Genomic DNA, 20,929 nt, shown 5'->3' with positions numbered 1-20,929 from the left:
GGTGGGGTGGTGAAGAAAAAGTGGGTTGCTACGATCCATTTAGATACACTTGAAATCGAATCTGATCCTTCTTTTAAATTTAAATGTCTTGAAAACTGTGCCGAATGCTGTTTTAGGCTTGACATCCCGCTCAGAGATGAGGATATTGAGAGAATTGAAGAACTTGGGTACAGTACCTGGGAGTTCGTTGATTATGAAAAAATGTTTTACAGAGGGGACAAGTTTTTGGGTTATGCTCTGAAAAAGAGACCTTTCGACGATGGCTGTATTTTTTTAGGAGAAGATGGGAAATGCAAAATATATCCTCACAGGCCTCTTGCATGCAAACTTTATCCCTTTGTACTGGTAAGACAAGGAACTGTAATTGAGGTTTATGTAAGAAACGATGATTTTTGCAGGGGCATAAATCATCCGGAAGGCAAAAAAATTGACTTAGAGTTCGTTAGGGAGTATTTTTGGGAGGTTATCGAGAGATATAGGCAAAAACTTGGGTTTTCCGGGAAATCTTAGATAATACTACCTATGTGGATTGTAATTTTCACCGAAACATATTTATACATTTTTTTGTCAATCAATGTCTCAAAGGGGGTGAAGGTATTGAGTCAAATAGAGGCAGTCAAGGAAAAGCTTAGGGTAATAAGAATACTCAAGTTGCTTAAAAAGAGATACACATATGAAGAGCTCTCAAAGATAACGGGGTTGCCTATTACAGTGCTTAATAGGTACGTGAGAGGAAAAGTTCTTCCAAGCACTGATAGAGCTAAAGAGCTTTTGGAACTCTTATCTCCTTACATTAACATAGAGGAAGAGGTAAAGAGAAGAATACAGTTCGATGAGCATGGTCTCTTTGACAATATGAAAGTACTGAGCGATACAAACTTGATGAGCTTAATAGCTGAAGAGGTTGCATCGAAATATATCAGCAAGAACATTTCAAAAGTTCTCACAGCAGCGACAGATGGAATCCCCTTAGCAGTCCACATAGCGAATGAGCTAAATGTTGATGTTGTCTATGCAAAGAAGAAGAAAGAGGTCGGAGTTGAGAAGTTCTATGAAGTTAATTATGTTCCCAGTGCTTCAGGAAGTGTCATGACATTGTATCTACCACAATGGGCATTAAAAAAGGGAGAAAAGGTTTTAATAGTTGATGATGTAGTCAGAAGTGGTGAAACTCAGAGAGCTCTAGTGCAAATGTGCAAGCAAGCGGGAGCTGTACCTGTTGGAATGTTTTTCCTCATAAGTGTTGGGAATATTATCGATGTCCTTCAGGATGAATACAACATTCCAATTGAAAGCTTGGTGAGACTATGATAAGCACGGGAATACAGAGACTTGACGATATATTAAAAGGGGGCATTCGGAAAGAACACAGCGTAATGTTTTCTGGGTTATTCGATGAGGACCACAGGATATTAATGCATCAATTTGTTTTTTCTCTTTTAACTCAAGGATATAAGGTCCTCTTGGTAGAATTTAAACAAACGGTTGATCCCCTGAAGAAATGGCTTAATGAATATGGCATAGATTACTCCCCGTTCATATATAACAAAAAATTGAGAATACTAGACGGCTACACAAATATTTATTCCAAAATGACGGTATCTGGAGAGGATATACTTCCAAATCCCCTAGATTTACCAATAACAACTGCAATCATAAAAGACGTTCTGATCAAAGGAAAATATGATTTTCTAGTTCTTGATGATTTGTCAATTCTCTATGCTGTTTTGCCGAGCAAGGAGGAATTTTTCAAGATTATTATTCGATTTATAAACTCAATCTCTCTCAAGGGCATATCCACAGTGGCATCATTTGTAGAGGAGTTGATATCCCCTGGTTACTACTCCCTTTTAACTCTGCCTTTTGGATACGTTATCTCAGTTAAGGACAGTAAAGTACGCATTCTTAAGGCTCCTCATCCTTTAGGTCCAATGACGTGCTTCACATATGTGAAAACTGAGAAAGGTATTCAGCCCTATAGTGAGTATTATGAAAGTGTGGAACGTCTGAAGGAGTCCCTATTCTTGGATGAAAAAGGCATGCTGTGGGCTGGAAATGAGAGAATTCAAGTAATAGGAGAGAGTAGTGAATCAATGCTTATTGAGAGTCTTTTTGAGTACTTTGGAGAAGAGGAAGCTAAAAAATTCCTGTACTTCTGGGGAAGAAAGGAGTTTCAGGGAGTCGGGAAGATATATATGAAAGTTCATAAGACCCTTAAAGAGGTTCTAGAGAGAATATTCAACGAAACAAAGATTAGTGGAGGTGGAGTACTGGAAATTCTTCAATTTTCTAATGATGTGATAGTGATAAAAGGGAAGAATTTATTCCCAAGGATGACGAATTTCGGTACCCATGTTCATCTCCATTATGCCGGTTCTTTTGCTCAAATAATTGAGGAAGTCTCCGGAGAGGAGTGGGAAGCTCATGAAATTAAATGTGAAGCTAAAGGGGATGCATATTGTGAATTTGTAATAAAAAGGAAAGCGAAAAACTTAGGAGAGTCTTAGAATGGGAAGGTTTTTAGTTTACAACGCAGAGGGTAAAAGCTTGGTTGTTGATGCGAATATTGGGGAGAGATTTTCCTTCTATTGTTCCGAGGAAGAATGTGGAACTGAGATAATAATTGAAGGCATCATAAGACACGCAACTTTTGAAGAATTCATTAAAGTAAGAAATAATGTCATTGAACAGAATGAGGAATTTAAAGTGCTTGGGAATGTGATTCCAAAAGAGCCCATGATTTTTGAGGGCACAGTCAATGGGAAGAAAGTTGAGTTACCAGCTGAAAAACTTGATGAGGTGGCAAAGCGGTTCATCGATAGATATTTAAACCTTTAGGACGAAGTCCTCCTTTACTATGTCCATAGCAACGTGGGTATTTGTTTTTTCAACGCCATCAATTGCCAAAACCTTCTTTACGAACCTGTTCATGTCTTCCCTTCCTTTGAACTTTGCAATGACTATTATGTCGTACTCTCCAGTGACATCATAAACACATAGAACATGTTCATCTTTAGCAATTTCCCTCTCAATTTGGATAATTCTCTTTCCTTGGGCTCTAATCCCTATAATGGCTGTTAGCTCATAACCAAGTTTCTCGTAATCTAACTTTGGGTAAAATCCTTTTAATATGCCTTCTTCTTCAAGTCTTTTCAATCTATTGTAAACGGTGCCAACAGCAACATTAAGTTCCTTAGCAATTTCCCTGTAAGATAAGCGAGCATCTTTTTGGAGCAGTGAAAGTATCTTCCTGTCAAGTTCATCTATCATTATTCTCACCCTCTAAGACTCCACCGCAAAGTTTAAATATTCTTCTCCTTCACCTCATACCGGGTTTGAGGACCGGTAGCCTAGCCAGGATAGGGCGGCGGCCTCCTAAGCCGCAGGTCCGGGGTTCGAATCCCCGCCGGTCCGCCAGATATTAGATTTCTTCTCTTAGATTGTCAATTAATCTTTTTTCGCCGTACATTCCCATACATCGAAGATGAAATATTGGCAGAAAATTTTATAAATTAACAAAAACTAACTAAAACTTGAGAGTTCTCTAAAGCTTGTAAATGTACAAGTAAAGGCAGAAAATTCTGGGAAGTCTTATTAAAAACAAAAATACAAGGAGGTGAGAGCAATGATCGAAGATGCACTTATGCTCTATATAATGAGCAGTGTAAAAGAGGAGAACAAAAAGAAAAAGAAGAAATTCCTGCTCTTCCATCGCTGAGTTCTCTTTTCTGCGAAACCTTTAAATATATCTTTTAGTAAAATAAGGTTAGAAAAAGGGGGTGATGGAAATGACATACGTAGCGGTATTAGCCAACATAAACGGGAATTTCCCAGCTTTAGTTAAAGCACTAGGAAAGATTGAAGAGCTTAAAGAGAGCGGTTATGACATTAGGAAATACTACATCCTCGGAAATATCGTTGGACTGTTCCCATATCCAAAGGAGTTCTGGATACTCTTGATGATTTAATTAAAAATAACAAAGTTAAGATAATCCGCGGTGAATTTGACCAAATAATAGCTATAAGCGATCCTCACGCTGAAGGCCCTGATTACATTGATAATATCAGTCTTCCAAAGCATGTTAAAGTTGCTTTAAAATACACATGGGAAAAGCTTGGACATGAGGGTAGGGAATTTATAAGGGATCTGCCGATTTATCTAGTTGACAAAATTGGAGACAATGACATATTTGGTGTCTATGGAAGTCCATTAAACCCATTTGGAGGTGTGGTTCTTCCAGAGCAGCCGACTTCATATTACGAGGCAATAATGAGACCAGTTAAAGAGTACGAAATTCTCTTAGTGGCTTCTCCAAAAATGCCCGTGAATGCCATGACAAGATACGGAAGGGTAGTCTGTCCAGGAAGCATAGGATTCCCACCAGGAAAAGAACACAAAGCAACATTTGCCCTCATTGATGTTGATACACTTCATGTGAAGTTCATTGAAGTTGACTATGACAAGAAGATAATCGAGGATAAGATAAAGAAAGAATGCCTCCCGGAGGAGCTAATTAGAGTCCTTTACCACGGAAAGCTTTGATGCCCTCTTTTATTTCTTCCTTCGAGACCAACACATAGAGCAAGATCCCAACAAATAATACTGTTTTTGAAATGAAGACCAGTACCTGGAGGGAAATTGCAAACAATAACGGTTTGTACGATTTGAGCGATATATTCAGCTTTTGGTAGCTGATATATGCTGTCCCGCACAATATTGTTAGGTATCCGAATAACAACCCCAGCATTGTTCCGTATTCGTTAAATTTTTTGATGAAAGTGAGCCACGCAATTAGCGCTGCTAAAGCTCCCGAAACTGCAATTATACCCCCTTCTTTCACATATTTCGTAGAATTTAAAGCAACGATGCTGGGGTTATAAGCTATGTAAATTTCAACTGCCAGCAGTGCAATGTAGAATTCATTTCCAAGATTAAAACCAAAAAGAAATGAAATTACCTCCTTTCCGACAAGCAAGAGAGCAAAAACGACGAAAGCTGTGAAAATTGATAGCAATTCTGTAGTCTTTTCTGCAAGCAGCTTTACATAATTTAATTCTTCTTTCCCGTATTTATACGAGTAGAGCGGCATGATTGCAGATTGAAGCACTTGAGGCAAATAAGTCAGCAGAAATGCCGCCGATAAGGATGCCGAAACCCTTCCAGCGATTAGTGCATTCCCAAGCTTTTCGCTTAAAAAGTAAGGCCCCTGAACTAAAAATACTCCAGATAGAGTTCCGAGAAATGCAAAAGATGAATAGCGGAGTAAAAGGTTAAGCTCATCTTTTTTAGGTTTTCCGAGTAAACTCTTTTTTAAGAGATACCCAAAGGCAAAAAGTGATATTGTAAAAAGCAGCGCTATGTATGGTAGAAAGGGATTTTTGGAGTAAAAGCTAATAATGAAAGGCACAAAGCTGATGATCATTGCATATGCATAAACCTCTCCTTTATGGATCCCGTAGATGAAATTTCTAAATGTGAGCTGAACAGCTCTAAGAACTGAGAGAACAGCAAGATATATGTTTAGTGGGGTAAGCAAAATTCCAATTAGCGGAAATGAGAATGAAATTGATGTCATTGACTTTATTTTTTCAAAATTTTCCTTTGCAAGGAATTCTGACGAGTATTTACCCAACGCTACTGCAAAAAAGCTCAGCGGCATTGCTATGAGAAATGCTTGAGAAATCAGAGAATTTGCAGAGCCTAAAACTTCTACTCCAAATTTTCTTGAAATAATAATGCTGTAAAGAAATCGGCTTATTCCAAATAAAGCCAAGGCTATTATGCTTGCGATTGAATGCCTTATTAGAACTCTCTTCTCATAGCTCATGAGAAAAAATTAGAGATAAAGGATTTAACCTTTGTGGAATCCCAAATAAAACCCAACTACAAATGCTCCTCCACCGGGGAGAATCCCCACGATCTTATCTCCTAGACTTAGTGTTTGGGCTGCTGCACTCTCTGTGAGGTTGAACAGTGCATCAGTGTTTATTGTTATCACTCCCTTCTGCTGGAGCCAGAATAAACTAAGCACGTATGCTCCGATTAGAGCAAGCACAAGCTTGATGAATTTTTTAAGTGCATATCCTGTTATGAAGCCGACTACTCCTCCAACTCCCATATCTCCTACGATTCCACTAAAATTTACGTCCATTTTAGCCCACCTATTGAAATCTACATAGTTGGAGGTTAAATACTTTTACATTGTTTCATAAATGCAAAATGTTTAAAGACTATAAAAGAAAAATATTTATAGATCGTGAAAGTTTTAGGTCGATATAATTATGTATCATTGTAGGTGATACCTATGACTGAGCCAATGGATAGGTTAAAAGAAAAATTGACCAAAGAAGTTTTGTGGATATACATTCTGAGCCTCCTAAAAGAAAGGCCAATGTATGCTTATGAGCTAAAAAGCAAAATAAGGGAGAAGTTTGGGTTTGAACCAGCAACAGTAAGTAGCTATGTTGTCCTCTACAAGCTTGAAAAGGATGGATACGTTATATCAAAATGGCAAGAAGGCGAAACAGGTAAGCCTTCAAGAAAGTATTATGAACTTACAGAAAAAGGTAAAAAGCTCTTAGAAGAGGGAATAAAATTTATAGAAACCACTTTAGAGAAGCTCAAAAGCTAACGCCCAACTCCTCCTCTTGGTTCTCTAGCCTTTGGCCTTAGTCCCTTGTACCCGCACTTCCTGCACTTTTCGGCTTTCCATGGATTGGTTGCTCCACACCTCATGCAGATGTACTTTCTAAATAACCTGGCCTCTGCTTCTGGAAACCTCGCCATAATAATCCCTCCATGATCTTGACTATGCACAGTTATGGGCTTTTCTTTTTAAACTTTACCGTTCAAACTTTACCTTGCAAAGTTTAATCAAAGGTTTGAATCTTCAAAAGAAGCTGATTTAGGGTTGTATGTCTTTGGAATTTTGAGAATTTTGATTAAGACGAAGTTTATAATGGTGCGGGGGACGGGATTCGAACCCGCGCAGCCCTCCGGCAGCGGATCTTAAGTCCGCCCCCTTTGGCCAGGCTCGGGCACCCCCGCTCATTCAGTAAGATGAAGGATGTGAATTAAAAAGCTTTCGGTATTTAGAAAGCCTCGGAAGTGATGGCCCTCCTCACCTTTCAGTGCCGGGCCTTCTCCTCATCGGCAATAATTAATTCTCCCAGAAATTTATAAACCTAAACTCCAACGCTCATCTGGTGATAGCGATGATAAAGGTTAAGGTCATCGGGAGGAAAATCGAGAAGGAGATTGAGTGGCAGAGGGGTATGAAGGTCGCTGACGTTCTGAGGGCTGTTGGCTTCAACACGGAGAGTGCAATAGCAAAGGTGAATGGAAAAGTCGCTTTGGAGGATGATCCTATTAAAGACGGTGATTATGTTGAGGTCATTCCAGTGGTTTCGGGAGGATAAAAGAAGAAAAATCAGCCAAGCCTCTCTTTCATGAATTTTTCTAAGTTATCCATTGCTTCCTCAAGAATCTCAATTGGTGGCAAAAAGACAGCTCTGAAGTGCCATTCGCCGCCTTCTCCGAATCCTGAGCCGTGAACCACCAAGATGTGAGCGTTTCTGAGGACGTCGAGGACGAATTCCTTGTCGCTCTTCCACTTGCTCCTCTCCTCAATGCGTGGGAAGATGTAAAACGCTCCTTCTGGTTTTTGTGCACTTAAGCCGGGAATTTCGTTCAGCCTCTTGTAAATGTAATCTCTCCTCTCTTTGAGCTTTTTCATGTATTCATCAAGGTAGTCCATTGGGCCAGTGAGACCAGCAATCGCAGCTTTTTGGGCAGGTGTGTTTGGACAGAGCCTTATCCTTGCGAGCTTGCCTATAGCTTCTTTTACTTCAGCGAGCTTGTTTTCTGGATCAACAAAGTACATGTAGCCCAATCTCCACCCTGTTGCAAAGTAAACCTTTGAGAGGCCGTTCATTACAATTACAGGGACGTCTTTTGTTAATGAGCCCGGAGAAACGTGCTTTCCTTCATAGGTCATTAAATCATAAATTTCATCGCTGATAACGGGAATATCATATTCTCCAGCTAAGTCGAGAATCTCTTTGAGTGTCTTCTTATCATATAAAGCCCCAGTTGGATTATTTGGATTTATAACAGCTATAGCCTTTGTTTTTTCGCTTATCTTCTTCCTCATGTCATCTATGTCTGGCTGCCAGCCTTCTTCTTCAATTCCAAGATATGCCTTTGGGACTCCATCATAGAACTTCACAAGGGCAACGTAGGGTGGGTAACTTGGCCCTGGAATTAAAACTTCATCTCCCGGCTCAACGATAGCACCAAAGATGAACTGTAATGCCTCTGTAACTGCCGCTGTTACCATTACATCATCCACAGTTATATCAACGCCGTTTTTCTTCTTTTCTCTCTCTACTATTGCCTTTCTGAGCTCTATATCACCTTCGCTCTCTCCATAGTAGTTGTGTCCTTCCATAATTGCCTTGCAATACGCTTCCTTCATGTGTTGAGGCGGCTGAAAGTCGAACTTAACGGGGTCCCCAATATTAAGCTTGATTATTTTTATTCCCTGCTTCTCGAGTTCTCTAGCTGGTAGAACAACATCTCTAATTGCATATTCAATACCTATGGCCCTTTTAGATGCATGAATCATTTCAATCACCAACGAAGTGTTTTCATAATTAATTGAACATTCTATCATAAAAGCTTACCTCTCTCGCAATATTAAAGTAACAGAAAGTAGAAAGATGATGGCGGATTTATGTTTGTTTTATCATTTATCAGAAAACACTTAACTTTAAAAGCCAGGGAAAATAATAGAAGTAGGCGATGACGAATAGCAAGCATGCTGATTAGTGATGACGTGAACACCCTCTGAGCCTATTCCCAATATGCTATTCCTATGTACCTATCAGCGCCTCCGTAATAGAGATAAATCCTTCCTTCATGCTCAACTAACCCTTCTATGAAAACAACGTTATCTACCCAGCCTTTTATTTCCCACTCATAAGTTGGCTCCAATATTGGCTTTTCGCTTCTCGCTATCAGCTTTGTGGGATTTTCTTTATCAAAGACAGCTATACCGGCTTTGTACTTTCTAACTCCATTTTCAAGACCAGCGCTGTTGTAGATTAAAACTATTCCAAAATCCATCATAAATGCTGGAGGTCCTGGTTCAACAAGGATATTATCGAATTTATCCTTTCTTGGAGTTAGAACTGGCTCTTCAATGAACTCCCAGTTAATTAAATCATCGGAATAAGCCAACCATATGTTTGAATCGCCAAAGTACATGATGTACTTCCCTTTAAACTCCCCCTTCTTCAATTTTTCCGGTAATATTGCACCACTTTTTGTCCAATTAGGAGTTCCGTTCTTTGGAAACGGAAACTCATCAAAGAGAACACCTCTTTTCTTCCATTCCACTAAATTCTTGGATGTAGCTAAGCATAGCTTTGCAGTCTTTCCATCGTAGCCCGTGTAGGTCATGTAGTATGTTTTTCCAACTTTCACAACCCTTGGGTCTTCAACACCTTTTTTCTCCCAGCTGTACTCTGGTTCAATCACTGGCTCTGGATGTTTGATGAAATGAACACCATCTTCACTAAGAGCAAGCCCTATTCTACCTGTGATGTTATCGTTTTTGCTTTCAGCTCTGTAGAGCATCACAATTGTCCCTCTTTCCTTTATCACAGCGGGATTGTAAATGTTTTTGGAATCAAAGCCCTCCTTTGAAGGAGATAGAATTGGTTCTGAGAGCTTTTTTAATGGAGGCACTACCGCATTCCCATCTTGCATATCAATCCTAATCAACCTCTTTCACCTCAACTTCAATCCTTTCACCTCTTCTCTCAGCGGTTAGCCTGTATTTTGCCCCTCTAATAGTTATGCCCTTTATCTCGGCTTTCTCAAGACCTTCTGGGAGCTGTGGATTTGCTGAGACTCCTTCTGGGGTAAGCCCGAGCATAGCTGTTAAGAACGCAAAAGGACTTGCAGCGCTCCATGCTTGGGGAACATTTGCTCTTGGAACCGGGATTGGGATTTCACTTTCAACTCCACTAAAAAGCTCTGGTAATTGGAAGTTCATTAAAGTTGCAGCTTTTAAGAGTCTGGCCCCAAGGAATGCAGCTTTCTCGATTTCTCCGATTTTTGCTAATCCTAAAGCTATAAGTGCATTGTCATGCGCCCAAATGCTACCGTTGTGATAGCTGAAAGGATTGTAGGCTTTCTCCCTTGAGCTTAAAGTCCTGATTCCCCAGCCAGAAAACATATCCTTTTCAAACAGCCTTTCAGCAATTTCTTCTTCATGCTCTGCAATGCCTGTAAAAAGCAGATGACCAGGATTAGAGGAGATGACTTTTGAAGGTTTGTTATCTCCATTTAGAGCAATTGCGTAGAATTTTTCTTCTTCAATCCAAAAGTCTTTGTTAAACCTCCTTTTCAGCCTCTCAGCTTCTTCTCTTAGAGTAGATTCTTCAAAATCTAAAACATCAGAAAGCTCTGCCATATCTAGGAGAGCTTTATATGCATAACCCTGTACCTCAGCTAGTGCAATTGCAGACTTTGTTGGTTCCCCATATTCATCTGGAACACCTTCCTTTGAGTCCTTCCACCCTTGGTTCATTAGAACATATGGAGATGTCTGTGAATATCTTATGTATCCTTCTCCTTCTTCAAGCTTCATGAAAAGCCATTCGAGTGCTTTGTTTAGGGTTTCTTTCAGCTCTCTTATCGTTTTGTAGTCCTCAGTCCATTTAACATATTCACCAGCCAAAATCAAATACAGTGGGGTTGCATCTATGGTTCCATAGTAGGGATTGAAAGGCATGAGTCCAGCTTGAGAAAGTTCTCCAAATCTAAACTCGTGAGGAATTTTGCCTGGTTCTTCTTCTCTCTTTGGATTGAATTTTTTCCCTTGCAGCTGTGAGAGAACCTTTAGTGTCCCCTTGGCATACTCTGGGAAGTATGGTAGAAGGAATAGAGATGTTATTATGCTATCTCTCCCAAAAAGGCACATGAAGTAGGGAATTCCAGCAAAAACTGTTAATCCATAGTTGGTTAACACTGTTAGAGATTCTAAATCTCTCAGTGAAGCTTTGAAGATGTTGTTTATTTCGGTATTGTTCGTGATAACTATTTCCTCAAGCTTGAAATCGAAGTCGCTCCTAATCAAGAAAGGAGGATTTTTTATGCAGATTCTGGGGGGAAATTCAACACTAATTCTCTCTTTTCCTAAAGGCCCCAAAGAAATTTCTGCTGTGAGGTAATTGCTCTTAAACTCAAATCCCTCAGCTTTAATTTCAAGCTCTCTCTTTATCCCATCAATGCCAGTGTAAGTATATTTAACTCCGTTTGAAGTCTGTTCTTTGACGATTTTTCTTTCAATAGGTTTGTGACTTCCTCTAACTTCGAATATGTCTTCAAAGAGGACTTCAAGGGCATATTTAATCTTTATTTTTATGGGTTCTTTAGACATGTTGTAGAAGGTTAGCTCTTCTCTGTATCTCCAGTTATTCAGCAACTCTCGCTTTCTCAGTAGGATTGTTGAGTCCCCTATGAGTATGTGTGATATTGAAGTCTTGTGATCTGGTTCAATATGCCCTAAAAGCTTCTCTTTGCCAATTTCAAGAGAAATGTTTTTCACAAATCTTGTGTCAAGGGCATAGAGGCCGTGATAATGTTTATTCATATTTCCTTCCTCATCGGAGAGCACAAATGCCCCATTATGCGATAACACAATCTTACTCATCATTTCACCTTCATGCTCTGCTTGATGTACAGCCTTATATCTATTGCTAAAAGATGTTTTGCGATGTGGACAAAGCTTTAAAAGACCTTCTTCTAATTTTTCATCATGCTTTATGTAGAAATCCTTGGAAATTTGCCCAGCTTAGCTAAAAGTGAAGTTAAAGCACTCCTTGAGCTCGCAGATAGAAGATTTAAAATTGCTGAGGAGGATTATCTACTTCTGGCAATTGAAGGTAATGGGAGAGCTTTTCCCTTCTTAGACAGGCTTGGAATGGCTCATGAATATGGAATTTTGCTTTTTTCAGCAGAGAGCGTTAAAGAACTCTATGCCAAAGCAGAAAACATTGATTGGGGTGAATATATAGCTGGGACTTTCAAAGTTGACAGAGAGACTATGAGAAATTGTGCTCATGATGTTGAAAATCTCGAAAAGAAGCTCGGCGCAATAATTTACAGACAAGGGTTTAGAGTAAATTTATCTAATCCTAACACTCTTGTGAGAGTTTACTGTGGGAAAAAGCTGTGGGTTGGTGTTAGAATTAGATTTTTCAAAGCAAAAACCTTTGATGAGAGGAAAGCCGATAAAAGGCCTTTCTATAAACCAATTGCTCTGCCTCCAAGAATTGCAAGAGCTATGGTAAATTTAGCAAGGGCAAAAAGAGAGATTCTTGATCCTTTTATGGGTACTGGTGGGATTCTAATAGAAGCTGGATTAATGGGTTTGAAAGTTTATGGCGTTGATTTGCGAAAGGATATGGTTGAAGGAGCAAGGATAAATCTCGAGTATTTTGGTGTTAAAGATTATGTTCTAAAGCAAGGAGATGCAACCAAGCTTATAGAAATCTTTCCAGATAAGACTTTTGAAGCAGTAGCTACTGACCCTCCATATGGTTCCTCAGCAACTTTAGCTGGAAGGAAGAGGGAAGAGTTGTATGAAAAAGCTCTGGAGAGTATTTATAAAATTCTTGATGGTTATCTGAGTATAGCCTTCCCCGCTGATTTTAATGCTGAAAAAGTTGCCGAAAAAATAGGATTTGAAGTTCTGGAGAAGCACTACCAGAGGGTTCACTCTTCCCTTGACAGATATTTCTATGTGATGAAAACATAAAAAGAAAGTCAACGTTCAAAGGGGCTTTCCTTTAGCTTTTCGTTGACAAATCTGACAATGTGTTTTATATCCTCTTCTATCGTATCTGGTTCTGGCTTCATAAATATGTATAGAACGTTCGTCTTTGGTGTTAGCGAGATGTGCTTAATGTTCTCAACTTTGGAAAATCCTTGTAAAAACTCTTTTAAAAGCTCTACATCTCTCCTCTTTTCGAATAAAGCTTCATACTGCTTTCCATTAACTTCGATGATCTCTCTCTGCAATAGTTCCTCGTCCTCTATTTTTGGCTTGATGCGATAGTAGCCCTTCTGGATTAGATGTACTTCCCTCTTTATAGTTGAATATGGCTTGATAACGATGTACAGCTTATCGTGCCTGTTTACGAGCTTTGAGAAGGGAAAGTAAAGAATGCTCTGTCTGGGCAATAGCGTTAGTGTGTATTCGAATTTGTCTATGTTCCCTTCTCTAACTTTGTAAAATGCTCTGAATCCGACATACCCCCCGATCCAGACATAATCTTTGTCTTTAGGATTTAGAATATCTTCTATCGTTCTCAAGTAGTGCTGCATCATCATTAAGTTTAGCCTTCTCCCCTTATAGAACTGGATGGTTGCTATTGCAGCCAAAACCATTATGGCCAACAAAAATTCCGGCGTAACCTTCATGATTAAACCTCCTCTAGTGGGTAGTACCTTTGAAACGTCATGTCATCTATTATTTCAAAGTCTGGAATTTTATCCTCTAAAACTTTAACTATATCCTTCACAATCCTTACATGAATTGGCCAGTTAACTGCCATCCCAAATGGGTGTCTTGGAGTTCTTCGGGCTAAACTAAGGAAAATCAAAATTTTGTCGTCGTCTCTTATTATTTTGCTGACTAAGCCTAACCTAACTATATTTTCGCCACTCACGGGCTCGATGACCTTTTCAAGCTCTTTATAGATTTCTTCAATCTTCAACTATCAAACCTCCAACTCTCTCAAGCCACTCCATTTCCCTTGGCTCTTCAGCGAACATGGGTATCTTAACTATATCAACACCTTTAAATTTCTCCTCAATCTCTTTAAGAACCCTCCTCTGAGCCTCCATCTTGACTTTAAGCTCGGGTATTTCCTTCTTAAGCTCTATCACTTTGTTGATTACTATGAGGTTAAACGGCACCTTGAACTTCTTTAAGCTCTCGTATGCACGTTCAGTCTCGTAGAGGGGGAGCATTTCTGGGTTCATAACTGCAACAACGCTCGTTTTGCTTGGATTTGTTATTATGCTGTGGACGAACTCAATTTCCTCCTTGTATTTCTTTAGCTCTTTCATAACAGGATCTTCCTCTTCATCACTTGGCAGCTTGTATTCTGCACCTTCAATCACGAACTTCCTCTCACCTTGTATCTTCTCTATTGTCCTCCTTCTCTCGAGGATTTTGCGCCTTATGTCTATCAGCTTCTCCGTCCAGATGAGTGAAATTCTTGGCAAAGCAAGAACTCTGAGCGTTAAGCCTGTTGGTGGTGTGTCAAAGATTATCACGTCCCATTTGTCCCCTTCGAGCAGGATTTCCCTTATGGCTTCAAGCGTTGCATATTCCTCTATTCCCGGGGAGAAGCTGAGAACTTCAAAATACTTCTCAAGGTTTATGACCGTCAGATAGCGGTACATGTGCTTAAGATTCCTCTCAAGATGCTTCAGGTAAGCCTTTATGAGTTTCTCCATATCAAGCTCACTTGCGTAGAGGTTTTCCATGAGTTCCCTCGGCTTGTCGCTGAGCTTAACCATAAAGACGTCTCCAAGATTGTGTGCGGGGTCGAGAGAAACTATGAGGGTTTTGTAACCCTTCTTCGCCAAAGCAACTGCTAAAGAGGCACTTGTTGTGGTCTTACCAACTCCTCCCTTACCTATGACAAAGATTACTCTGAAGTTCTCCTTTGGCAATAGATACTCCTTCATTTTGAGCACCTCACGTTATTTCAAACATTGCAGCAATTTCGCCGAATATGTCGTCCATATCTGTAGCTCTTCTTTGCATGACATAAAGTTCCCTGACCATGTGGGGCATTAGGCGTATAACTAATGTTGTTGGTGGTGATGGAATCCCCACAAACGAGCCCATTAAAAGCAGAGCAAAGATATTCTCAAGCTCTCTCTCTTCGAACTCTATGTATTCAGTCGAGCGTGCCTTAAACGAACTAAAAAACCCTTTTAGGAAAGCTTTTAATCCTTCAAACATTCAACCACCTCTTTTTAATGTTAATGACATAATATAACCCTCAGCATGTGAGACAACAGGCGGTAGCATTATTAGAGCAAATATGTTTTCCAAATCCTTAAGCTCCCACTGAATTCCTTTAATATAATAACGCTTAAATTCTCCATTAAACTCCCACAAGACCCGAATTGAGATAGAAATCCAGTACAGAATCTTTTTGACAAAATTTCTTTTGTTCATGAACTCACCTCAAAAAGAAGAAATAAATAAAAGAAAGCTTTAAGCAGGAGCCTCCGCGTATTCTGCTTCTGGTTTCGTCCATGCTATGTAGAAGTCATACGCTAGTAGGAAGTTGAGGATTAAGCCGACTAGTAGTGAACCTTTTGCACCAATTAAAGTTACACCTGACAGTGGAACGTAAATGATGTACCAAATGATACCTGCAGTAACTGTAATCCACAAGAAGAGTGCTGGAATTAGAACGGCATAGCTCCACTTTCCTGCTTTTTGTATTTTGTATGCCCAAAGTGCAGCTGTCATCATAGCAATTGAGGCTAATAACTGGTTCATACCAGCAAATGCTGGCCACAACACTTTATATCCTGCTCCCCATGCTAAGTAAACTCCAAGTGATGCAATTATGAATGAGGCAATCCACTTGTTTGTTATTGTCTTGTAGATTCCTTGGCTTGTATCAACGACCATTCCAAAGACCTCTTGCCATGCAAACCTTCCAAGCCTTGTGGCAGTGTCCAAAGATGTTAGTGCGAAGGCTGAAACCCAAAGTGTTGCGAAAGTTTTTCCTAATGTTACGTCTATTCCATAGAAATCAGCAAGTCCCTGGGCATATCCTGCAATGAATGTTCCTAGACCACCCTTTGTGATATATTGAGTTCCCCATGTTACCTTGTCTGGGCTTAGACCAGTTAGCTTAACACCGTAGACTGCTATAGCTGTAATAACGATTGTTGATAGGAATCCTTCTGTGAACATTCCACCGTATCCAACGAGCAATCCGTGAAGCTCATTGTCCAACTGTTTGGACGAGGTACCAGAGCCTACAATTGAGTGGAATCCGCTCAATGCACCACATGCAATGACCAATGGGATTGTTGGCCAGAATGGTGAGGGCTGCTTTCCAACAACGTTTGCTGACCACATTGTGAATCCTGGAACTTCAAAGGGCTTTGCTAGTGCAATGAAGGCGATACCACCAATCAGGAGTCCAAACCACAGAATGTATGCATTTAGGTAATCTCTTGGTTGCAGGAGTACCCACACTGGAAGTGAGGATGCTGCGATGATGTAAACCCAAAGTATGATGTTCCAGTAGTGGTAAGCTTTCAAGTAAGCTGCGCTTGCTGTATCAGTTTGACCTGGAACGAGGATAAGTGGGTGGTTTAATCCTAACCAAATTGCTATCACTAGTAGGATCAATCCAATCACTGTTGAGACGTAGAAGTTGAGCTTTACCTTGTACATGAGCCATCCGAGAATTACTGCAACGATCAGGAATAGCAACGTGGCGGTAGCTGCTTGTGGAGTAGTTGTAAGGAGTTTTGACACCACAGCAACGAATGCGGCAACGACCAGGAGAAGGGTGAACCATATGTAGACTTCAAATGCAATACCTGTTCTCTTGCTCATTATTTTACCTGCAATCCACTGGATTGACTTTCCATCGTATCTTACAGAAGCCATTAATGCCAGATAGTCGTGAACTGCACCAATGAAGACGTTTCCAAACCAGACCCAGAGCAGTGATGGAAGCCATCCCCAAGCCATTGCGATTGCTGGACCTACAATTGGCCCTGCACCAGCGATACTTGCAAAGTGGTGGCCATAGAGCACTAAGGGGTGTGCTGGAACGTAGTCAACACCATCATAGAGCTTGTGTGCTGGAGTTGGTCTGTTCCGGTCTGCTTTGACAATTTTGCTCTGTAGTGCTTTTCCATATGTAAAATAAAACGCAACATAAATTATAGCAGCCGCTAAGATTACAACTGCAGAGTTCATATTTGCACCCCCTTGAACCAGGCTTTCCATTTGCATACTTGTGAACATACGGTATATATGTTTTTCGAAAATAATATTATTAAATTGGAGAAATTTCGTTTAAATTAAGTTTGAATGCAGTTGCTATTCTTATACAAACAGTTGCCTTGTTCATATTTGTCAAAGTGTTTTGTTAGGAAGTGTTAAAAATAACAAAAGGGCAATAGGAACTCACCCTATTTCTATTAGTGGTTGTCCGGTGTCTACTGTGTCGCCTTCTTTTACGAGGATTTTCTTTACAACACCATCTTTTGGTGCTGGAATTTCATTCTCCATCTTCATTGCTTCTAGAACTAACAACCCTTGACCAACCTTTACCCGATCCCCTTCATTAACAAGAATCCTCAAAATCTTACCAGGCATCGGCGCAGTAACAACACCCTCACCCGCCCCCGGAGCCGCCGCTGGCGAAGGAACAGACGAAACCGGAACCGCTGGAGCCGGAGCCGGTGCTGCTATTGGTTGCATAACTTTTTCTTGTGCTGAGATTACTGGCATTACAAGATTTTCAAGCTTTACTCCCTCAATCCCAATTTCATACTCTCTTCCACCAATGTATATCTTAATAATTTTGCCTTTTGGCTTTTCTTCGACAGGTTTGAGTTCTCCTTTCTTCCTTAGCTCAAAGAACTCAAGAGCAACCTGTGGAAAGAGAGCGTAAGTTAATACGTCTTCTTCCTTCTCTAGGTATCCTTTTTTCTCGAGCTCTTTTCTGCACTTTTCAAGTATAGGTTCAAGTAAATCAGCAGGTCTAACTGTTATTGGTTCCGCATCTCCAAGGATAAGCTTCTTTATTTCCTCCTTTATTGGGATTGGTGGCTTTCCATACAATCCCTTGACATATTTCTTAGTTTCCTCAGTTATCATTTTGTACCGTCCGAATAGAACATTGAAAACTGCTTGAGTCCCAACTATCTGTGAAGTGGGAGTAACTAAAGGAGGATATCCAAGCTCTTCTCTGACTCTCGGCACTTCTTCAAGGACTTCATCTAGTTTGTCCAGCGCTTTGAGCTCGCTTAGTTGTTTTAGTAGGTTGGAATACATTCCTCCCGGAATTTGGTGAAGTAGAACATTTGGATCTCCGTGAAGAGCCCTTTTATTCATTAGGTGCTCATATTTTTCATCGAGAATTTTTCTTAGGTAGCGAGAAATCTGGAAGATAATCTTCATATCAATTTGAGGCTTATCCTTTTCCTTTAATGCATGATAGATTGTTTGGATTGCTGGCTGTGCTGTTCCATTGGCTAACGGATAGATTGCAGTGTCTATAAAATCTGCTCCAGCTTCTACAGCTTTTAGATAGGTAGCTGAAGCTAAACCGCTTGTTGCATGTGTGTGGACATTAACTTTGATGCCATAGCGTTCTTTAATCTCTTTCACGAGTTCATAAGCCATTTGAGGATCCAAAAGGGCGGCCATATCTTTGATTGTTATGTAATCCACATCAAGCTCTATTAGCTCATCAACCTTCTCTAGGTAGTAATCAAGCGTGAAAACTGGACCGGTAGTGTAAACTATAGCTCCCTGAACTTCTGCTCCTACCTCTTTGGCTTTTTTAATTGCTGTTCTCATGTTTCTAACGTCATTTAGAGCATCAAAAACTCTGAAAATGTCGATTCCATTTTTATAAGCTAACTCCACAAACTTTTCTACAACATCGTCGGGATAATGCCTGTATCCAACGACATTTTGACCTCTCAGAAGCATCTGAAGTTTTGTTTTCTTTATATGCTCTCTTAAGAGTCTCAGTCTTTCCCAAGGATCTTCCCTCAGAAATCTCAAGGCAGCATCAAAAGTTGCTCCTCCCCAGACTTCCATTGAGTAAAAACCTATCTTGTCCATCTTTTCAGCTATCGGGAGCATATCTTTTGTGCTCATTCTTGTTGCTATTAATGATTGGTGAGCATCTCTAAAGGTTGTATCTATTATCTCAACCATTTTTAACCACCCTATTTCTTTTATTCAAAAAGAACACAGGTAGGTATAAAACTCCTTTGAACAAAACTTTGTTTAAATTAAATCTGCTCAAAAATTTTCTTATCAGTTAAGAATTGGCCCATAACTTTTTACACTTTTTTGATCAAAATTGGGTAAAAGTAAAGAGAAGTGAAATCAGATTAATCCTTCAGCTTTTGCAGCCTCTTCGGGCTCTTCGTTGCGGTGAATTACTCTAAGCAAAGCTTTAATCATAGGTTCTGGATTTTCACGCTGGAATATGTTTCTGCCAACGACTGCTCCAGCTCCGCCGGCTTCAATGACATCATAAACGATCTTCAAGAATTCAAAAGGATTCTTAGCTTTTGCTCCTCCACTTAGAAGGACGGGAACACCGGCAGCTGCATCAACAACTTTAGCAAACGTCTCTTTTGAACCAGTCCAGTAAGTTTTAATCATATCTGCACCCATTTCTGCTGCTGCTCTTGCTCCATACATTACAACTCTATAGTCTTCTTTTTTGCCATATTTTTCATTGATGTAGGGTCCTCTTGGATAAGCGAACTGAACAACGGGCAGTCCAAAGTCATGAGCAATGCTCGCGATTTCAGCGAACTGCTTCATCATTATGTCCTCATAAGGTGAGCCCCAGTAAACTGTCGCCGCAACTGCATCAGCCCCGAGCTTAATGGCATCTTCAACAAAGCCGAGGGGGCTCTGCAAAAGCTGGTCTTCCTTTGGTCTTAAATTTGTCTTACTCGTGAGCTTGATCATCAAACCGGTATCTGGTTTCAACTCATCAGCAGCAATTCTTGCGATTCCTGGCAGCATCATAACGCCATCGATGCCCGCTCTAACGACCTTTCTTATGATTATCTTCGGCTTTATATGCTCCCAAACTTCTTCAAAATCCGTTGGACCATGCTCAAAGCCGTGATCCATAGCGAATATCAAAGCTCTGCCATCTCTTCTAAAGAACCTTTTGAGTCTTCGTTTAATTCCAACATTCTGAAATGCATCCACACTAATCACCCTGAGTGATATAACAATTTTTGTGAATTTAAGCTTTGCCGTTAAGTTAAATAGTTAAAATTTATGAAAACTTCCTTGGTGGCACTCATGCTAAACCTCAATACAAAAATCATAGGGAAAAAGGTCATATATCTTCAAGAGGTAGATTCCACGAACGAATTTGCCAAAAAGATAGCTCCCCAGGAAAAGGAGGGTACAGTGATTGTTGCGGATGTTCAGACAAGAGGAAAAGGGAGAAAGCTGAGAGCTTGGTCATCTCCAAGAGGCGGCTTGTGGATGAGTGTTATTCTAAAGCCAGATGTTCACCCACAACATATCACAAAGCTCGTGTTTATTTCAGCACTCGCTGTTGTTGAGACTTTAGCTGAATTTGGAATCAAAGGGAAAATAAAATGGCCGAACGATGTTCTTGTTAATGAAAAGAAAATCTGCGGAATTTTAAGTGAAGGAAAATACTTAGAGAGCAGAGTTGAATATGTGATTTTGGGCATTGGATTGAATGTCAACAACGAGCTTCCCAAGGAGCTGAAGAATACTGCAACATCTATGCGAGAAGTCCTCGGACATGATGTTTCTCTTGTTGAGGTCGTTAAAAATCTCTTTAATAAATTGGACAAGTGGTATCTCGAATTTCTAAAGGGAAATCATAACAAAATTTTAGACAGTTGGAGAATGCATAGCACTGTAATCGGCAAAAATGTTAGAATTATTACAGATGAGGGTGAAATAATTGGAGTTGTTGTTGATATTGACGAAGATGGTGCTCTAATCATCAAGCAGAATGGCATCCTAAGAAAGATCTACTACGGTGATGTGTCCCTCAGATTTGCCTGAGTTTGTTCATCATTTTTATAATCAATTGTCGATATGATATT

The 20,929-nt window shown here is 40.0% G+C and carries 23 protein-coding genes, 2 tRNA genes and 1 pseudogene; 10 read left to right on the top strand and 16 right to left on the bottom strand.

The window, feature by feature from the left end; all coding sequences use genetic code 11:
• Positions 1–9: 9 nt before the first annotated feature.
• The 4 genes from E3E24_RS05325 to E3E24_RS05310 all read left to right on the top strand — a co-directional run bounded on the left by E3E24_RS05325 (position 10) and on the right by E3E24_RS05310 (position 2,838).
• Entirely contained in the window at positions 10–510 is a 501-nt protein-coding gene (locus E3E24_RS05325) for a YkgJ family cysteine cluster protein (protein WP_167885394.1), read from the top strand.
• Positions 511–597: 87 nt separating this feature from the next.
• A complete protein-coding gene (locus E3E24_RS05320) occupies positions 598–1,311 on the top strand; it encodes a phosphoribosyltransferase family protein (RefSeq protein ID WP_167885395.1) in 714 nt (237 codons plus the stop codon).
• Positions 1,308–2,507 carry a V4R domain-containing protein gene (locus E3E24_RS05315; RefSeq protein ID WP_167885396.1) on the top strand — a complete coding sequence of 400 codons (1,200 nt, stop codon included), beginning with the start codon at positions 1,308–1,310 and terminating at the stop codon, positions 2,505–2,507. Before E3E24_RS05320 ends, E3E24_RS05315 begins: the two co-directional genes overlap by 4 nt.
• Before the next feature lies 1 nt (position 2,508).
• A complete protein-coding gene (locus E3E24_RS05310) occupies positions 2,509–2,838 on the top strand; it encodes a hypothetical protein (protein ID WP_167885397.1) in 330 nt (109 codons plus the stop codon).
• Here E3E24_RS05310 and E3E24_RS05305 read toward each other — a convergent pair.
• On the bottom strand, positions 2,827–3,273 hold the full coding sequence (locus E3E24_RS05305; protein WP_167885559.1) for an Lrp/AsnC family transcriptional regulator: 447 nt from the start codon (positions 3,271–3,273) through the stop codon (positions 2,827–2,829). The two genes, E3E24_RS05310 and E3E24_RS05305, sit on opposite strands and share 12 nt — an antisense overlap.
• A 66-nt stretch (positions 3,274–3,339) precedes the next feature.
• Here E3E24_RS05305 and E3E24_RS05300 point away from each other — a divergent pair.
• Both E3E24_RS05300 and E3E24_RS05295 read left to right on the top strand, forming a co-directional pair.
• Positions 3,340–3,417: transfer RNA gene (locus E3E24_RS05300), tRNA-Arg, on the top strand.
• Positions 3,418–3,788: 371 nt separating this feature from the next.
• Positions 3,789–4,543: pseudogene (locus tag E3E24_RS05295) on the top strand (metallophosphatase family protein).
• Here E3E24_RS05295 and E3E24_RS05290 read toward each other — a convergent pair.
• Positions 4,515–5,828, bottom strand: a complete 1,314-nt coding sequence (locus E3E24_RS05290) for a lipopolysaccharide biosynthesis protein (protein ID WP_167885398.1) — start codon at positions 5,826–5,828, stop codon at positions 4,515–4,517. The pseudogene E3E24_RS05295 and the gene E3E24_RS05290 overlap by 29 nt on opposite strands.
• A 24-nt stretch (positions 5,829–5,852) precedes the next feature.
• Complete coding sequence (locus tag E3E24_RS05285) at positions 5,853–6,152, bottom strand: FUN14 domain-containing protein (protein ID WP_167885399.1); 300 nt, start codon at positions 6,150–6,152, stop codon at positions 5,853–5,855.
• Between the two features lie 153 nt (positions 6,153–6,305).
• Between E3E24_RS05285 and E3E24_RS05280 the strand changes: the two genes are divergently transcribed.
• A complete protein-coding gene (locus E3E24_RS05280; protein WP_167885400.1) occupies positions 6,306–6,632 on the top strand; it encodes a PadR family transcriptional regulator in 327 nt (108 codons plus the stop codon).
• Here the strand turns inward: E3E24_RS05280 and E3E24_RS05275 are convergent.
• Both E3E24_RS05275 and E3E24_RS05270 read right to left on the bottom strand, forming a co-directional pair.
• Positions 6,629–6,787 (bottom strand): 50S ribosomal protein L40e, encoded by a 159-nt coding sequence (locus tag E3E24_RS05275; protein WP_042679704.1) that lies wholly within the window; start codon positions 6,785–6,787, stop codon positions 6,629–6,631. The genes E3E24_RS05280 and E3E24_RS05275 overlap by 4 nt on opposite strands.
• A gap of 173 nt (positions 6,788–6,960) precedes the next feature.
• Positions 6,961–7,048: transfer RNA gene (locus E3E24_RS05270), tRNA-Leu, on the bottom strand.
• Positions 7,049–7,215: 167 nt separating this feature from the next.
• Between E3E24_RS05270 and E3E24_RS05265 the strand changes: the two genes are divergently transcribed.
• A complete protein-coding gene (locus E3E24_RS05265; RefSeq protein WP_167885560.1) occupies positions 7,216–7,419 on the top strand; it encodes a MoaD/ThiS family protein in 204 nt (67 codons plus the stop codon).
• 11 nt (positions 7,420–7,430) lie between these two features.
• Here the strand turns inward: E3E24_RS05265 and E3E24_RS05260 are convergent, their stop codons facing one another.
• The 3 genes from E3E24_RS05260 to E3E24_RS05250 form a co-directional block, all read right to left on the bottom strand.
• Positions 7,431–8,627, bottom strand: coding sequence for a pyridoxal phosphate-dependent aminotransferase (locus E3E24_RS05260; RefSeq protein ID WP_167885401.1), 1,197 nt, complete (start codon positions 8,625–8,627; stop codon positions 7,431–7,433).
• A 227-nt stretch (positions 8,628–8,854) separates the two neighbouring features.
• Positions 8,855–9,772: a glycoside hydrolase family 130 protein gene (locus tag E3E24_RS05255; protein ID WP_167915740.1), complete on the bottom strand. Its 918-nt coding sequence runs from the start codon at positions 9,770–9,772 to the stop codon at positions 8,855–8,857.
• 7 nt (positions 9,773–9,779) lie between these two features.
• The gene (locus E3E24_RS05250) at positions 9,780–11,723 is read right to left on the bottom strand and encodes an amylo-alpha-1,6-glucosidase (protein ID WP_167915724.1); all 1,944 of its coding nucleotides are present in this window, start codon (positions 11,721–11,723) and stop codon (positions 9,780–9,782) included.
• 105 nt (positions 11,724–11,828) lie between these two features.
• Between E3E24_RS05250 and E3E24_RS05245 the strand changes: the two genes are divergently transcribed.
• Complete coding sequence (locus E3E24_RS05245; RefSeq protein WP_167915723.1) at positions 11,829–12,830, top strand: TIGR01177 family methyltransferase; 1,002 nt, start codon at positions 11,829–11,831, stop codon at positions 12,828–12,830.
• Between the two features lie 8 nt (positions 12,831–12,838).
• Here the strand turns inward: E3E24_RS05245 and E3E24_RS05240 are convergent, their stop codons facing one another.
• From E3E24_RS05240 to fba, 8 genes are all read right to left on the bottom strand, one after another.
• A complete protein-coding gene (locus tag E3E24_RS05240; RefSeq protein WP_167885404.1) occupies positions 12,839–13,495 on the bottom strand; it encodes a hypothetical protein in 657 nt (218 codons plus the stop codon).
• 2 nt (positions 13,496–13,497) lie between these two features.
• A complete protein-coding gene (locus E3E24_RS05235; protein WP_167885405.1) occupies positions 13,498–13,791 on the bottom strand; it encodes a hypothetical protein in 294 nt (97 codons plus the stop codon).
• Positions 13,781–14,773 (bottom strand): ArsA family ATPase, encoded by a 993-nt coding sequence (locus E3E24_RS05230; protein ID WP_167885406.1) that lies wholly within the window; start codon positions 14,771–14,773, stop codon positions 13,781–13,783. The genes E3E24_RS05235 and E3E24_RS05230 overlap by 11 nt, the downstream gene beginning before the upstream one ends.
• A 10-nt stretch (positions 14,774–14,783) precedes the next feature.
• Positions 14,784–15,053 carry a hypothetical protein gene (locus E3E24_RS05225; RefSeq protein ID WP_167885407.1) on the bottom strand — a complete coding sequence of 90 codons (270 nt, stop codon included), beginning with the start codon at positions 15,051–15,053 and terminating at the stop codon, positions 14,784–14,786.
• Positions 15,054–15,272 (bottom strand): hypothetical protein, encoded by a 219-nt coding sequence (locus E3E24_RS05220; RefSeq protein ID WP_167885408.1) that lies wholly within the window; start codon positions 15,270–15,272, stop codon positions 15,054–15,056.
• A 39-nt stretch (positions 15,273–15,311) separates the two neighbouring features.
• Positions 15,312–17,048, bottom strand: a complete 1,737-nt coding sequence (locus tag E3E24_RS05215) for a carbon starvation protein A (RefSeq protein ID WP_167885409.1) — start codon at positions 17,046–17,048, stop codon at positions 15,312–15,314.
• A gap of 210 nt (positions 17,049–17,258) precedes the next feature.
• Positions 17,259–19,025: a sodium-extruding oxaloacetate decarboxylase subunit alpha gene (oadA, locus tag E3E24_RS05210; protein WP_167885410.1), complete on the bottom strand. Its 1,767-nt coding sequence runs from the start codon at positions 19,023–19,025 to the stop codon at positions 17,259–17,261.
• Between the two features lie 174 nt (positions 19,026–19,199).
• Positions 19,200–20,045, bottom strand: a complete 846-nt coding sequence (fba, locus tag E3E24_RS05205) for a class I fructose-bisphosphate aldolase (protein WP_167885411.1) — start codon at positions 20,043–20,045, stop codon at positions 19,200–19,202.
• Positions 20,046–20,141: 96 nt separating this feature from the next.
• On the opposite strand from fba, the gene E3E24_RS05200 reads away from it, so the two are divergent.
• Positions 20,142–20,888: a biotin--[acetyl-CoA-carboxylase] ligase gene (locus E3E24_RS05200; RefSeq protein ID WP_167885412.1), complete on the top strand. Its 747-nt coding sequence runs from the start codon at positions 20,142–20,144 to the stop codon at positions 20,886–20,888.
• Positions 20,889–20,929 lie beyond the last annotated feature (41 nt).

The organism is Thermococcus sp. LS2 (genome assembly GCF_012027375.1).
Lineage (GTDB): Archaea > Methanobacteriota_B > Thermococci > Thermococcales > Thermococcaceae > Thermococcus_B.
This window is presented reverse-complemented; position numbering and strand designations above follow the sequence as displayed.

What these genes read in the sequence shown, in the direction of transcription:
- E3E24_RS05265 (WP_167885560.1), top strand. Translation starts at nt 7,216, where the DNA reads ATGATAAAGGTTAAGGTCATCGGGAGGAAAATCGAGAAGGAGATTGAG.
- E3E24_RS05220 (WP_167885408.1), bottom strand. Translation starts at nt 15,272, where the DNA reads ATGAACAAAAGAAATTTTGTCAAAAAGATTCTGTACTGGATTTCTATC.
- E3E24_RS05290 (WP_167885398.1), bottom strand. Translation starts at nt 5,828, where the DNA reads ATGAGCTATGAGAAGAGAGTTCTAATAAGGCATTCAATCGCAAGCATA.
- E3E24_RS05285 (WP_167885399.1), bottom strand. Translation starts at nt 6,152, where the DNA reads ATGGACGTAAATTTTAGTGGAATCGTAGGAGATATGGGAGTTGGAGGA.
- E3E24_RS05245 (WP_167915723.1), top strand. Translation starts at nt 11,829, where the DNA reads ATGCTTTATGTAGAAATCCTTGGAAATTTGCCCAGCTTAGCTAAAAGT.
- E3E24_RS05310 (WP_167885397.1), top strand. Translation starts at nt 2,509, where the DNA reads ATGGGAAGGTTTTTAGTTTACAACGCAGAGGGTAAAAGCTTGGTTGTT.
- E3E24_RS05215 (WP_167885409.1), bottom strand. Translation starts at nt 17,048, where the DNA reads ATGAACTCTGCAGTTGTAATCTTAGCGGCTGCTATAATTTATGTTGCG.
- E3E24_RS05230 (WP_167885406.1), bottom strand. Translation starts at nt 14,773, where the DNA reads ATGAAGGAGTATCTATTGCCAAAGGAGAACTTCAGAGTAATCTTTGTC.
- E3E24_RS05315 (WP_167885396.1), top strand. Translation starts at nt 1,308, where the DNA reads ATGATAAGCACGGGAATACAGAGACTTGACGATATATTAAAAGGGGGC.
- E3E24_RS05275 (WP_042679704.1), bottom strand. Translation starts at nt 6,787, where the DNA reads ATGGCGAGGTTTCCAGAAGCAGAGGCCAGGTTATTTAGAAAGTACATC.
- E3E24_RS05250 (WP_167915724.1), bottom strand. Translation starts at nt 11,723, where the DNA reads ATGAGTAAGATTGTGTTATCGCATAATGGGGCATTTGTGCTCTCCGAT.
- oadA (WP_167885410.1), bottom strand. Translation starts at nt 19,025, where the DNA reads ATGGTTGAGATAATAGATACAACCTTTAGAGATGCTCACCAATCATTA.
- E3E24_RS05200 (WP_167885412.1), top strand. Translation starts at nt 20,142, where the DNA reads ATGCTAAACCTCAATACAAAAATCATAGGGAAAAAGGTCATATATCTT.
- E3E24_RS05255 (WP_167915740.1), bottom strand. Translation starts at nt 9,772, where the DNA reads ATGCAAGATGGGAATGCGGTAGTGCCTCCATTAAAAAAGCTCTCAGAA.
- E3E24_RS05260 (WP_167885401.1), bottom strand. Translation starts at nt 8,627, where the DNA reads ATGATTCATGCATCTAAAAGGGCCATAGGTATTGAATATGCAATTAGA.
- E3E24_RS05280 (WP_167885400.1), top strand. Translation starts at nt 6,306, where the DNA reads ATGACTGAGCCAATGGATAGGTTAAAAGAAAAATTGACCAAAGAAGTT.
- E3E24_RS05225 (WP_167885407.1), bottom strand. Translation starts at nt 15,053, where the DNA reads ATGTTTGAAGGATTAAAAGCTTTCCTAAAAGGGTTTTTTAGTTCGTTT.
- E3E24_RS05240 (WP_167885404.1), bottom strand. Translation starts at nt 13,495, where the DNA reads ATGAAGGTTACGCCGGAATTTTTGTTGGCCATAATGGTTTTGGCTGCA.